Genomic DNA, 13,761 nt, shown 5'->3' on the forward strand with positions numbered 1-13,761 from the left:
GGCGACGTACGGCACGGGATGCCGAAGCGTCGAGGCTCTTATTCAGGGAATTCCCTTAACATCAGCGTATGCCTCAAAAGAAACGCACGCTGTCTGGTGTGCTCGGCGGTCTGCTCGGCCTGGTGGGTCTGAGCGCGGTCGCCGGGGTGCTGGTCACCGCAGCCGTCACCCCCGCCATCGCCGTCGCCGGAGTGACGGGGTCGCAGGCACTGACGATCTTCGACAACCTGCCGAACAGCCTGACACCCAACCCTCCCATGGAGCCGACGGAGTTCTACGGAACCGGCGAGGACGGTCAGCCCTTCCAGCTGGCGAAGTTCTTCGACCAGAACCGGGTGCCCGTGACGTTCGAGCAGGTGTCGCCGTTGCTGTACGACGCGATCCTCTCGAGCGAGGACAAGAACTTCTACGAGCACGGCGGCGTCAACCTCCTTCAGACCATGAAGGCCGCGGTCGAGAACTTCACGGGCTCGTCTTCCCGAGGCGCGTCGACGATCACCCAGCAGTATGTGAAGAACGCTCTGATCCAGGAGTGCGAGCAGGGCGTCAGCCCGGGCGACGAGGACTACGACGGCAAGATCCGGCAGTGCTTCGAAGGTGCCGCGCAGTCGAAGGGCGCCGAGGGCATCGAGCGCAAACTGCAGGAGATGCGCTACGCGGTGCAGATCGAGAAGGACTACTCGAAGAACGAGATCCTGCTGGGATACCTGAACGTGTCCAATTTCGGCGGCACCACCTACGGTATCGAGGCTGCGGCCAACCGTTATTTCGGCACGAGCGCGGCGAACGTGACGCTCGTGCAGGCGGCAACGCTGGCGGGCATGGTTCAGGAGCCCAACCTGCTGCGCATCGACCGCCCGGAGGAGGGCACGTGGACCGATAAGGACGGCGTCGCGCACAACAATGCTGCGGACGGCTACGCGACGACGCGCGACCGCCGTGACTACGTTCTCGGTCAGATGCTGAAGAACGGACAGATCACCGAGGAGCAGCACGCTGCCGCAGTCGAGGCGCCGATCGAGCCGAATCTCACGCAGACCACGCAAGGCTGTGCGGCTGCGGGCGCCAATGCGTATTTCTGTCAGTATGTGAAGTCGGTCGTCGAGTCGGACGAGGCATTCGGCGCCACGCCGGAGAAGCGCGTCGAGAACATGCGACGCGGCGGCATGCAGATCTACACCTCGCTCGACATGCGGGTGCAGGGTCCCGCGGTGCAGGCCGTGCGCGAGAGGGTCCCTGCCGCGATGCCGGGCATTCTCGTCGGCGGCGCCGGCGTCTCGATCGAAGCGTCGACCGGCCGCATTCTCGCGATCGCGCAGAACACGGAGTTCAGCGAGTCGTCGAATGCGAGCCTCGCCAACGGACAGTCCTCGCAGGTGTTCGCCGCCGATAAGAAGCACAACGGCTCCACGAACGGTTTCGAGACCGGATCGACATGGAAGCTCTTCACCCTGCTGGAGTGGCTTGAGCGCGGGCATTCGGTCAACGAGGTGCTCGACGGGCGCTATCCGGTCGTGGGCAAGTTCGCGCAGTGCGGGGGCACCTACACCCTCACGCGAGAGAATTCGTCGGAGAACTTCGGAGGAGGACGGGGATCGGTCAGCAGCGTGCGGAGCTTCACCGCGGCCTCGCTGAACACCGGCTTCTTGGCCATGGCTCAGAAGCTCGACCTGTGCGACATCAACAAGATGGCGAAGCGGCTCGGCGTGCACTACGGCAACATGGGAGATGTCACCACTGACGGCGCCGCGGTCAACGACCCGTTCCCCACCGTGCTCGGCTCGAAGTCCGTCGCCCCGATTCAGATGGCGGGCGCCTACGCCACCGTCGCCAACAAGGGCATCTTCTGCGAACCTCGCGTGATCGACAAGATCGTCGCCCAGGACGGTAAGGAGATCCCCCTCCCGAAGACCAGCTGCACGCAGGTGATTTCCCCTGAGGTGGCGGCGACCGCCGCATACGCGCTGCGGGGCGTGATGGAGGGCGGCACCGGCTCCGGCGCCAAGCCCAACGACGGGATCCAGGTCATCGGCAAGACCGGTACTGCGGAGAAGTCGCACACCATGCTTGTCGAATCAAGCACCAAGGTCACGACGGCCGTATGGGTCGGAAACGTAAACGGCCGCGAAGATCTGAGAAACTTCCGTGCTCACGGAACACGTCTCAACGACATCCGCTACCCCCTCGCGAGAGACATCCAGCGGGCCGCGAACGCCGTGTACGGCGGCGACCGGTTCCCCGAGCCCGACCGCAGTCTGACCCGCACGGTCCCGAAGGATCTGCCCGACGTTGTCGGCAAGTCTGTCGAGGAGGCCACTCAGATTCTGGACGCGGCAGGATTCAGCGTGCAGGTCGGAGAGCCCGTCGACAGTCAGATCGGTGCCGGCCTCGTCGCAGAGCAGACTCCCGGCGCCGGCCGGGTGGCCAGTGGCACCACGGTGACGCTGCGACCGAGCACGGGCAATCAGCCCGCGGCGCAGGCGACGGTGCCGAAGGTGACGGGCGCGAAGTTCAACCAGGCCAAGACCGCGCTCGAAGGCGCCGGTTTCGGCGTCTCGGCAGACGGATGCAAGAACGGGTCGACCGTGAACGGCCAGAATCCTCCCGCCGACACGGCCGCGCCCGCCGGCACCGTCATCACGCTCACGTGCGCGGGTGACGGGTGAGCCGTCGCACTGCCGCGCATCCGGCCCTCGTCGCGCTCGGCGCGATGGGGGCCGTCGGCGTCGGCGCCGCGGTCTGGGGAATCGGCATCGAGCGCTATCTGTTCACCGTGCGTGAAGCCAGTGCAGCCGCTCTGGCACCGGGCAGCGCACCTGTTCGCGTGCTGCACATCTCCGACGCGCACATGGCGCCCTGGCAACGCCGCAAGCAGCAGTGGCTCGCGTCGCTGGCCGAGCTCGCTCCCGACCTGATCGTGAACACGGGCGACAACCTCGGGCACACGGAAGGGCTGACCGGAATCCGTCGCGCGTTCGCCCCGTTCGCCGGCATCCCCGGTGTCTTCGTGCACGGGTCGAACGATGTGCAGGCGCCCGCGCCGCGCAATCCGCTGAACTACTTCCGGGGCCCTTCCCGTGTGCATCACAAGCCGCAGCCGCTCGACACCGCAGCGATGGATGCGTTCTTCATCGACGAGCTCGGCTGGGTCGATCTGAACAACACGGCCGCGCGGATGGACGTCGCCGGCAACAGCATCGATCTCTTCGGCGTCGACGACCCCCACCGCGGGTGGGACGATTTCGGCGCGCTCACCGCCGCGACCTCATCGACCGACACCGCCCCCACCACGGCCACCTCACGCATCGCCGTCGCCCACGCGCCGTACCGGCGTGTGCTCGACAGGTTCGTCGATCTGGGCGCCGACGCGCTGTTCGCCGGTCACACCCACGGCGGGCAGGTGTGTCTGCCCGGCTTCGGCGCGCTGGTGGCGAACTGCGACATCCCGCTGAAGCAGGCGAAGGGTCTGAGCAGTTGGTCGCACCGCGGTCGCACGGTGCCGCTGAACGTCTCGGCAGGGTGCGGTCATTCGATCTACGCCCCGGTGCGGTTCGCCTGTCGCCCCGAGGCGACCCTGCTGACGCTGACCGCCCGGCTCTGACGCGCCCGGACGCACCGTCGGATTCGTGGTTGCACCGTCGGACATGTAGACTTGAACGGTTGCAATCACGGGGTGTGGCGCAGCTTGGTAGCGCGCTTCGTTCGGGACGAAGAGGCCGCAGGTTCAAATCCTGTCACCCCGACAGCATGCAGAAAGGGACCCGCCGAAGGTGGGTCCCTTTCTGCATGCTCGAGAGTGTCAGTGGGGCCCCACGGCGCAGGAGGCTCCGCGCCCCGCCGTTGCACAGGGGACTCGAATAAGCTGGTTCATCATGACGCACCCCCGCCTGGTCGCCTTCGACCTCGATGACACCCTCGCGCCCTCGAAGGGCGAGATCGATGACCGCATCGCCCACCTGCTTCGCGAGCTGCTGCGGCGTGTGGATGTCGCGATCATCTCCGGCGGCAACGAGCAGCAGTTCCGCACCCAGGTGATCGCCCGCCTCAGCGAACTGCATCCCGACGAGTACTCGCGTCTGCACCTGCTGCCGACCTGCGGTACGCGCTACCTCCGTCACGACGGCTCGACCTTCACGGCCGTGTACGCGCACGATCTGAGCGACGACGAGAAGACCGCCGCTCTCACCGCCCTGCGCGAGGAGGCCGAGCGGCTCGGCCTGTGGGAGGCGGAGCCGTGGGGTGACATCCTCGAGGACCGTGGCTCGCAGATCACCTTCTCGGCGCTCGGTCAGCGCGCTCCGCGCGACGCCAAGCACGCGTGGGACCCGAGCGGCGAGCGGCGAGCGGCGCTTCGTGACGCGGTGGCACCGCGCCTGCCCGGTCTCGAGGTGCGCTCGGGAGGTTCGACGTCGATCGACATCACTCGCGCCGGCATCGACAAGGCGTACGGCATGCAGAAGCTCGTCGAGCACACCGGCCTCCGCCTCGATGAGATGCTCTTCTACGGCGACCGCCTCGACGAGGGCGGCAACGACTATCCGGTGCGGGCGATCGGCGTGCGTTCCATCGCGGTCGAGGGCTGGCAGGACACCGCTGACAAACTCGACGCCCTGATCGCCACCCTGCCCGATCCGGTCGCCCGCTGAGCGGCGACCGGCCGATCGTCAGTCGAGGACGCCGCCGGATTCGTCGAGGTAGCAGTTTCCGCACAGCGACTCGTACGCCACCTCGGCGCCGTCGATCGCGACCTGGTCGCCGGCGAACACGAAGCGGCCGTCGACCATGCGGCCGTTGAAGACCGCTTTGCGGCCGCACCGGCAGATGGTCTTGAGTTCCTCGAGCGAGTGGGCGATCGCGAGCAGACGAGCCGAGCCCGGGAAGGCGTGGGTGCGGAAGTCGTTGCGGATGCCGTACGCCATCACCGGGATGCCGTCGAGCACGGCGATGCGGAAGAGGTCGTCGATCTGCTCTGGCGTCAGGAACTGCGCCTCGTCGACCAGCAGGCACGCCACGTCATGCGGCTCGGCCGAGTGCATGCCCTCTTCGAGCACGCGCTCGCGCACGCTGGTGAACAGCGCACGGGCCTCGTCGTGCGGTCCGATGAGGAAGTCGACGTCGCGCGTCATGCCGAGTCTGCTCTCGATCTGCGACGCGCCCTTCGTGTCGATCGCGGGCTTGGCCAGCAGCACTCGATGACCACGCTCCTCGTAGTTGAAGGCGGCTTGCAACAGGGCGGTGGACTTGCCCGAGTTCATCGCGCCGTAGCGGAAGTACAGCTTCGCCACGGTCGGGTCGTCAGGCCGAGAGGGACAGAACGGATGCGGTCGCGCTCATCGACTTCTCCGCGGCGTCCGCGTCGTCGTTGAGCCGGCGGCCCATCGTCGGGATGAGATCCTTCAGCTTCGGCTCCCAGCCGACGTACTGCTCGGGGAAGCAGCGCTTGAGCAGTCCGAGCATGATCGGCACCGCGGTCGATGCACCGGGCGAGGCACCGAGCAGCCCCGCGATGGTGCCGTCCTCGGCCGCTACGACCTCGGTGCCGAACTGCAGGATGCCGCCCTTCTGCGGGTCCTTCTTCATCACCTGGGCGCGCTGCCCTGCCTGGATCAGTTCCCAGTCCTCATCGCGTGCGGTCGGCACGAACGTGCGCAGGTTGTCGACCTTCTTGCCGTGGCTCTTGACCAGCTCACTGATCAGATACGTGATGAGATCGGGGTTGGCGAACGCGACGCGGAGCATCGGCCACAGATTGTGCGGGCGCACCTGGGTGATGATGTCGAGCATCGAGCCGTGCTTGAGGAACTTCGGACTGAAGGTCGCGAAGGGCCCGAACATCAGCGACTTCTCCCCGTCGACGACGCGGGTGTCGAGGTGGGGCACCGACATCGGCGGGGCACCGATCGCGGCCTGCGAGTAGACCTTCGCCTGGTGCTGCGAGACGAGCGCCGGATCGGTCGTCTTCAGCCACTGACCGCCGATCGGGAAGACGCCGTATCCCTTGATCTCAGGGATACCGCTCTTCTGCAGCAGCTTGAGCGCCCAGCCGCCGGCGCCGACGAAGACGAAGCGCGCCTTGACCTGACCCGGAGTGCGGCCGATGACGTGACGGTACTTGACGAGCCAGCTGCCGTCGCTCTGGCGCTTGAGGCTGCGCACCTCGTGGTCGGTGCGCACCTGCACGCCCGACTTGGCCAGGTGATCGAAGAGCTGGTGGGTGAGCGAGCCGAAGTCGACGTCGGTGCCCGAGGGCACTTTGGTCGCCGCGAACGGCTCACCCTTGCGACGCTTCTGCATGAGCAACGGGGCCCACTTGTTGATGACGCGCGAATCCTCGCTGTACTCGATGCCCTCGAAGAGGGGCTGATCCTTCAGCACCTCGTAGCGCGCCTTGAGGAACGCGACATCCTTCTCGCCGCGCACGAAGGTCATGTGCGGCACCGAGTTGATGAACGTCGACGGACCATCGAGGGTGCCGCGCTCGACCAGCGTCGACCAGAACTCACGGCTCTGCTGGAACTGCTCGTTGATCGAGATCGCCTTGGCGGGATCGAGCGAGCCGTCCTTGCCCTGCGGCATGTAGTTCAGTTCGCACAGAGCGGCGTGACCGGTGCCGGCGTTGTTCCACGGGTTCGAGCTCTCCTGCGCGACGCCACCGAGTCGCTCGTAGGCGACGATCTTCCAGTCCGGCTGCAGCTCGTGCAGCAGGGTACCCAGCGTGGCGGACATGATGCCCCCACCGATCAGAACGACATCGACGGTTTCGGTCACCAGAACAGTCTAGTCGTCCGTGGCGGTGCGGCTTTCCGGCCGCGGAGCGCCACCGACGCGGCCGCCGGCGACCCCGTCGATCCCCTCCGGCACACCAGGAAGACCGACCAGGGCGCCTCGGAGCGTGCGTCAGACCGCCGCGGGCTCGAGGCGCCTGGTGAGCTCTTCGGCGATCTGCACGGCGTTGAGCGCGGCGCCCTTGCGCAGATTGTCGTTGCTGATGAACAGCACCAGGCCCTTCCCCTCGGGGGCGGACTGGTCGGCGCGGATGCGACCGACGAAGCTCGGGTCCTTGCCGGCGGCCTGCAGCGGCGTCGGCACCTCGTCGAGCACCACGCCGGGGGCGGATGCCAGCACTTCACGCGCACGATCCGGCGTGATGTCGTGCGCGAACTCGGCATGGATCGACAGCGAGTGCCCGGTGAAGACGGGCACGCGCACGCAGGTGCCGGCGACGCGCAGGTCCGGAAGGCCGAGGATCTTGCGGCTCTCGTTGCGGAGCTTCTTCTCCTCATCGGTCTCGTTGTCGCCGTCGTCGACGACCGAGCCCGCGAGCGGGATGACATCGAACGCGATCGGCGCGACGTACTTCTGCGGCGCGGGGAAGTCGACCGCCGATCCGTCGTGCACGAGCCGCAGGGTGTCGCCCTGCGCGAGGACTCCCTCGACCTGGCCGAGCAGCTCCTCCGCACCGGCGATGCCCGAGCCGGACACAGCCTGGTAGGTGCTTACGATCAGCCGCTCGAGACCGGCCTCGGCGTGCAGCGCCTTCAGCACGGGCATGGCCGCCATGGTGGTGCAGTTCGGGTTGGCGATGATGCCCTTGGGACGCTCGTCGATGGCATCCGGGTTCACCTCGCTCACCACGAGCGGAACCTCGGGATCCATCCGCCAGGCGCTGGAGTTGTCGACGACCACCGCTCCCGCTGCGGCGAACTTCGCGGCATACGCGCGGCTCGCGGTCGCGCCCGCGGAGAACAGGGCGATGTCGATGCCCGAGGCATCCGCCGTCTCGACGTCCTCGACGATCACGTCGACGCCGCCGAAGTCGATGGCGGTGCCGGCCGACCGGGCGGAGGCGAACAGGCGCAGCTCGCGGACCGGGAAGGAGCGCTCGATGAGGATGTCGCGCATCACGGTGCCGACCTGGCCGGTCGCGCCGACGATGGCGATCGAGAATCCGGAATCGGAGATACGGGTCATGGGGGATCCTTGGCGTGCAGGCGATGCGCCAGGCTCAGCCCCGGGGTGCGGACGCTGCGCCTGGCACCGATGTCAGGGTTGCGGTGAGTCTATCCCGTCGCCGTCGAGTGCGGGTCCGGGATTTCAGAGGGTCAGCGGCCGGTGCCCGCGTGCACGACAGCTTCGATCTCGCTGTCGAGACCGTATGCGCTGTGCACCGTGCGCGCCGCCGCGGCGACGTCGTCGCCGCGGAGCACCACCGAGATGCGGATCTCCGACGTGGAGATCATCTCGATGTTGATGCCGCCGGCGCTGAGCGCCTCGAAGAGGATCGCCGAGACGCCGGAGTGGGTGCGCATCCCGGCGCCCACGACCGAGAGCTTGCCGATCTGATCGTCGTGCAGCAGGTTCTCGAAGCCCACCTCGCGCTGCTCGGCGGCGAGCGCCTTGAGCGTCGTCGCCGCATCTGCCTTGGGCAGCGTGAAGGAGATGTCGGTGCGACCGGTGGATGCCGCGGAGACGTTCTGCACGATCATGTCGACGTTCGCCCCGGCCTTCGAGACGATCTTGAAGATCTCGGCTGCCTTACCCGGCACATCGGGCACACCGGCGACGGTGATCTTGGCCTGGCTGAGGTCGGTGGCGACTCCGGCGACGATCGGTTCTTCCATGGCTTCTCCCTCGATGGCGCGCGGGTTCTTCATGCCCTCGCCCAGAACGTACGTGCCCTCCGACGACGAGAAGGTCGAGCGGGCGTGGATGAGCACGCCGTGACGGCGGGCGTACTCGACGGCGCGGATGTAGAGCACCTTCGCGCCGTTGGCGGCGAGCTCGAGCATCTCCTCGCTGGAGACCTGCTCGAGCTTGCGAGCGCGCGGAATGACTCGCGGGTCCGCGGTGAAGATGCCGTCGACGTCGCTATAGATCTCGCAGACGTCGGCGTTGAGCGCGGCGGCCAGGGCGACGGCGGTGGTGTCGGATCCGCCGCGCCCTAGCGTGGTGATGTCGCGGGTGTCGCGGTTGAATCCCTGGAAGCCGGCGACGATGACGATCGCGCCCTCGTCGAGCGCCTCACGGAGGCGAACGGGGGTGACATCCACGATGCGCGCCTTGCCGTGGTGCGAGTCGGTGATCATGCCGGCCTGGCTGCCCGTGAACGATCGCGCCTCGAAGCCCATCGAGTGGATCGCCATGGCGAGCAGCGCCATCGAGATGCGCTCACCGCTCGACAGCAGCATGTCGAGTTCCCGCGGTGCCGGGATGGGCGCCACCTCATGCGCGAGGTCGAGCATCTCGTCAGTCGTGTCGCCCATGGCGCTGACGGCGACGACGACGTCGTGACCGGCACGACGGGTGTCGACGATGCGCTTGGCGACGCGCTTGATGCTCTCCGCGTCGGCGACGGACGAACCGCCGTACTTCTGCACGATCAGGGCCACGATCACTCCCGGGGACGAAGGGCGGATCCGCCCAGGCACATTCTACAAATCACCCTCATGCCGCCTCACACATGTGACGCGTGCACGGGACGTCGGCGTCAGCTGCGGCCGCCGGAGTCGGGCCGGTCGCCGGAATCGGATCCGTCGCCGGCGCCCGGCCGTTCAGCGAGGTCGGGCCGGTCGCCGGAGTCGGGGCGCGGTTCCGAGACAATCACCTCCGCGGTCTCGGTCGTGGTGATCGGTCCCGTGGTCAGATCGGGAGCGGATGCCCGCGGCCGAAGGCGTCCGCCGGTCGCCGCGAGCCAGCATCCGATCAGCACGACCGGGAAGCCGATCAGCAGGCCGGGCGTGAGCGGCTCGGCGAGCACGATCGCACCGAGCACGATGGCGACGATCGGATTGACGTAGGTGAACAGCGGGGCGCGCACCGGACCGACCTCGCGGATCAGTGCGAAGAAAGCGACGAAGGCGAGCGCCGTGCAGACGATGCCGAGCAGCAGCAGCGACACCGTGGCGCGGACGGTGGGCACCTCGTGCTGCGTGAGCAGCGCGGCTGGAAGGTATCCGATCCCGATGGCGAACAGCGCGAGTGTGATGGTGCCGAGCGACGGCACGTCCTTCAGCTTGAGGGCGATGATGAACGGCGCGATCGCGTAGAGCACCGCGGTCAGCAGGATCTCCCCGATCGCGAACGTGCTGCTCGGGCCGTGCGGGAAGAGGCCGGGGCCGGCGACGACCACCGCGACGCCGGCGAAGCCGAGCAGCAGGCCGCCGAGCCGGGCCGGCGCGAGAGCGGATCGGTCTCCTCGCAGCAGCGCGATGATGACGGCGAACAGCGGAACGGTCGAAACGAGCAGGCCGGTCAGACCGGACGGCAGCTGCGTCTCGGCATGGCTGAGCAGCAGGAAGGGCCCCGCCATCTCGACCAGACCGAAGGCGAGCACCCAGGGCCAGTGCCGCCAGGCCGCGGCGAGCGCGCCGGCACGCAGCGCGAAGGGCAACAGGATGATGCCGCCGAGCAGCGTGCGACCGGCGACCACCGCCGGCGGCGAGAACGAGTGCACCGCCTCTTTGATGAAGAGGTAGGTGATGCCCCAGACGAGCGCCATGATCGCGAACAGGATCCAGCCGCGGCGAGTGAATCCTGCGTGCTGCGCGCTCATAGCCGGCGACGACCCTCGAAGGCCCGCCCCAGCGTCACCTCGTCGGCGTATTCGAGGTCACCGCCGACGGGCAAGCCGGATGCCAGTCGTGACACGGTGATCGACATGCTGGTCAGCAGGCGGCTCAGGTAGCTGGCGGTCGCCTCGCCCTCGAGATTGGGATTCGTGGCGAGGATCACCTCCTGCACGGTGCCGTCGGCCAGCCGCGCGATCAGCTGCGCGATCCGCAGGTCGTCGGGACCGATGCCGGCTATCGGGCTGATCGCGCCGCCGAGCACGTGGTACAGACCGCGGAACTCGCGGGTGCGCTCGATGGCGGCGACGTCCTTGGCGTCCTCCACGACGCAGATCAGCTCCGGGTTGCGGCGGGGGTCGCGGCAGATGGCGCAGCGATCCTGCTCGGAGACGTTGCCGCACACCTCGCAGAAGCGCACTCGTGCACGCACTTCGGTGAGCAGCTCGGAGAGCCGCGCGACGTCGAACGACGGCGTCTGCAGGATGTGGAACGCGATGCGCTGCGCGGATTTCGGCCCGATGCCGGGGAGGCGGCCGAACTCGTCGATCAGCTCCTGGACGATTCCGTCGTACATCAGTTGAACCTCGAGGGCGGCTGGTAGGGCTCTTCACGCAGGAACTTCGCCCCGAGCACCTGCCTGATCACAGCCTCGCCGCGACGCTCGACGCCGTCGGAGGCCTGGGGACGATTCGCGGGCGGGGGCACCTCACGAAGAGACGGGCGAGCGGGCGCCTGCGCAGGATCCGCCGCGCGTGCCGCAGGGCTCGCGGGCGTCGCAGCCTGGCGACGTGGTTCGTCGTATTCGGGGTCGTACGGCGGCTCGTCGTCGAACGGCGGGTAATCGTCCTGCGGCGGAGGTGCGTCGATGTCGCCGTCGTGCGGGGGCCGCGGCGCGGAACCGGCCGCCTCGACCTCGGCCGGTTCGTCGTCGACCGGGAACTGCGGCTGCGGAGCGCTCGACGCGGTCGCCGGTGCGCTCGGGCTCGGGCTCGGCGAGCGATGCTCCGCCTCCTCGACCGCGGCGGGGGCCACGGCCACCGGAGCAGATGATGGGATCGGAGCGACTGCCCAGTCGGTGACCGCCGCCGACGCGGGGCGGGTGGCGTTCGACGCTGGCCCCCCGGTGCCCGGTCGCGGCGGCACCGCGGCGCCGCCTGCCCCGCCGAGATTCTGCGGGCCGCTCATCGGATTCGCCCAGCCGGAGGCCGGGGCGTCATCATCTCGCGCGGGTGCGGCGACCGAGCCCGATCCGGAAGAGGCGGGTCCGGTCGACGCCGCCCCTGACCCTGCGGGGCCTGATCCTGCGGGCGCGGTGGGCGCGGCTGCTCCCCCGCCGCCGGGCGGCAGCGGGGCCGGACGGTACTTGACCGTCACACCCAGCTCCTGCTCGATGGCCGCGCGAAGGTGGTCGGACGTGCTCCTGCCGGGTGTGGTGCCCTTGAACCGAGGCACATCGCTCGGGCTCGAGAACCCGAGCGTGAGCACCTCGCTGCGCGCGTCGAACGCGAGAGGCTGTATGCCCGTCACGATCAGCCATGAGGGCCGACTGATGGACTCGAGGCGGGTGAGCACGGCCGGCCAGGCTGCGGCGATGCGCTCGAATGTCACCGGTCCACTCGGCGCGGGAGCAGCCGTCTCCGCAGCGGTGTCAGCCGCACCCTCGGACGCGTTCTCGATCCTCGGCGTCGCGGTGCCGGATGCCGGATCACCCGCCGCATGGGCGGGCTGCGGTGCGGCGACCGCACGATCTGTCATGGGAGCCGAGCCGGAGGGGGCGGCGTGCGTCGAGTCGGGCTCGACGGGGACCGACCCGGTGAGGTTCTCGACGATCACCGGCGACACGCTGGGCGCATCGGCGGACGACGCGGCCTCCCCTGCCACCGGCTTCTGCGCGGGCGCGCTCTGCGCAACGTGAGTCTGCGCGGCAGGGTTCTGCACCGACGCCTGCCGCGCCGGCATGCTCTGCGGGGCGGGAGTCTGCGCAGGCGCGCCCTGCGCAGGCGCCGCCTGCGCAGACGCACTCTGCGGCGCCACGGTGCCGACATCCTGCGACGAACCGGCGAGCACACGCGCGACCATCAGCTCGAGGTGCAGCCGCGGCGACGTCGCGCCGCTCATGTCGTCGAGCGCCTGGCTGACCAGGTCAGCGGTGCGAGACAGGCGCGCCGCGCCGAAAGAGGCCGCCTGCCCCTGCATGCGCTCCATCTCGTCGGCGGGGATGCCGCGCAGCACCGCCGACGCACCGTCTCCCACCGCCTCGATCACGATGAGGTCGCGGAGGCGCTCGAGCAGGTCATCCACGAAACGGCGCGGGTCCTGCCCCGTCTGCACGACGCGATCGACCGCGGGGAACGCCGCCGCCGCGTCGCCGGCGGCGAGCGCGTCGACGATCTCATCGAGCAGCGCGGCGTGCGTGTAGCCGAGCAGCGCGACGGCGCGCTCGTAGGTCACGTTCCCCTCATCCGACCCTGCGATCAGCTGATCGAGCAGCGAGAGCGTGTCGCGCGGCGATCCGCCGCCCGCCCGCACGACGAGCGTGAGCACGCCAGGCTCGACCTGCACACCCTCCTCGCCGCAGAGCTTCTCGACGTACTCCAGCATCGCCGCCGGCGGCACCAGCCGGAACGGGTAGTGGTGCGTGCGCGAGCGGATCGTGCCGAGCACCTTCTCGGGCTCGGTGGTCGCGAAGATGAACTTCACGTGAGCGGGCGGCTCCTCGACCAGCTTCAGCAGGGCGTTGAAGCCCTGCGGGGTGACCATGTGCGCCTCATCGAGGATGAAGATCTTGAACCGGTCGCGACTGGGAGCGAAGGTCGCGCGCTCGCGCAGATCGCGCGCGTCATCGACGCCGTTGTGGCTCGCGGCGTCGATCTCGACCACGTCGAGCGAGCCGCCGCCCGCGCGCGACAGCTCGACGCAGCTCGGGCATACGCCGCAGGGCGTGTCGGTCGGGCCCTCGGCGCAGTTCAGGCACCGTGCGAGGATGCGCGCCGAGGTGGTCTTGCCGCAGCCGCGCGGACCCGAGAACAGATACGCGTGACCGACACGGTCGCCGCGCAGGGCGGTCATGAGCGGATCGGTCACCTGGGACTGCCCGATCATCTCGCCGAAGGTCTCGGGCCGGTAGCGGCGGTACAGGGCTGTCGTCACTCGACCAGCCTACGGCGTGCCGCCGACATCAGCCCTCCCGGTC

The 13,761-nt window shown here is 68.7% G+C and carries 10 protein-coding genes and 1 tRNA gene; 4 read left to right on the forward strand and 7 right to left on the reverse strand.

The features are described from left to right. The first annotated feature begins 68 nt into the window (after positions 1 to 68). The 4 genes from V2S05_RS06970 (at position 69) to V2S05_RS06985 (ending at position 4,646) form a co-directional block, all read left to right on the forward strand. Positions 69 to 2,666, forward strand: coding sequence for a transglycosylase domain-containing protein (locus V2S05_RS06970; RefSeq protein WP_413634533.1), 2,598 nt, complete (start codon positions 69 to 71; stop codon positions 2,664 to 2,666). Positions 2,667 to 2,710: 44 nt separating this feature from the next. Then, positions 2,711 to 3,601: a metallophosphoesterase gene (locus V2S05_RS06975; protein WP_413635254.1), complete on the forward strand. Its 891-nt coding sequence runs from the start codon at positions 2,711 to 2,713 to the stop codon at positions 3,599 to 3,601. Positions 3,602 to 3,669: 68 nt separating this feature from the next. Further along, positions 3,670 to 3,743, forward strand: a tRNA-Pro gene (locus V2S05_RS06980). Between the two features lie 129 nt (positions 3,744 to 3,872). Beyond that, a complete protein-coding gene (locus tag V2S05_RS06985; protein ID WP_271636941.1) occupies positions 3,873 to 4,646 on the forward strand; it encodes an HAD-IIB family hydrolase in 774 nt (257 codons plus the stop codon). An 18-nt stretch (positions 4,647 to 4,664) separates the two neighbouring features. On the opposite strand, the gene V2S05_RS06990 is transcribed toward V2S05_RS06985, so the two are convergent. From V2S05_RS06990 to V2S05_RS07020, 7 genes are all read right to left on the reverse strand, one after another. Further along, positions 4,665 to 5,285 carry a thymidine kinase gene (locus tag V2S05_RS06990; RefSeq protein WP_413634534.1) on the reverse strand — a complete coding sequence of 207 codons (621 nt, stop codon included), beginning with the start codon at positions 5,283 to 5,285 and terminating at the stop codon, positions 4,665 to 4,667. 10 nt (positions 5,286 to 5,295) lie between these two features. Then, positions 5,296 to 6,768, reverse strand: coding sequence for a malate:quinone oxidoreductase (locus V2S05_RS06995; protein ID WP_413634535.1), 1,473 nt, complete (start codon positions 6,766 to 6,768; stop codon positions 5,296 to 5,298). Between the two features lie 129 nt (positions 6,769 to 6,897). After that, entirely contained in the window at positions 6,898 to 7,971 is a 1,074-nt protein-coding gene (locus V2S05_RS07000; RefSeq protein ID WP_271636939.1) for an aspartate-semialdehyde dehydrogenase, read from the reverse strand. Positions 7,972 to 8,102: 131 nt separating this feature from the next. Further along, positions 8,103 to 9,389, reverse strand: coding sequence for an aspartate kinase (locus V2S05_RS07005; protein WP_413634536.1), 1,287 nt, complete (start codon positions 9,387 to 9,389; stop codon positions 8,103 to 8,105). Positions 9,390 to 9,487: 98 nt separating this feature from the next. Further along, positions 9,488 to 10,552, reverse strand: a complete 1,065-nt coding sequence (locus V2S05_RS07010; protein ID WP_413634537.1) for a DMT family transporter — start codon at positions 10,550 to 10,552, stop codon at positions 9,488 to 9,490. Next, on the reverse strand, positions 10,549 to 11,142 hold the full coding sequence (gene recR / locus V2S05_RS07015; RefSeq protein ID WP_413634538.1) for a recombination mediator RecR: 594 nt from the start codon (positions 11,140 to 11,142) through the stop codon (positions 10,549 to 10,551). The genes V2S05_RS07010 and recR overlap by 4 nt, the downstream gene beginning before the upstream one ends. Then, entirely contained in the window at positions 11,142 to 13,718 is a 2,577-nt protein-coding gene (locus V2S05_RS07020) for a DNA polymerase III subunit gamma and tau (RefSeq protein ID WP_413634539.1), read from the reverse strand. The genes recR and V2S05_RS07020 overlap by 1 nt, the downstream gene beginning before the upstream one ends. Between the last annotated feature and the right edge of the window lie 43 nt (positions 13,719 to 13,761).

Origin of the sequence: Microbacterium sp. OR16 (genome assembly GCF_047306725.1) — a bacterium.
Taxonomy (GTDB): Bacteria; Actinomycetota; Actinomycetes; order Actinomycetales; family Microbacteriaceae; genus Microbacterium.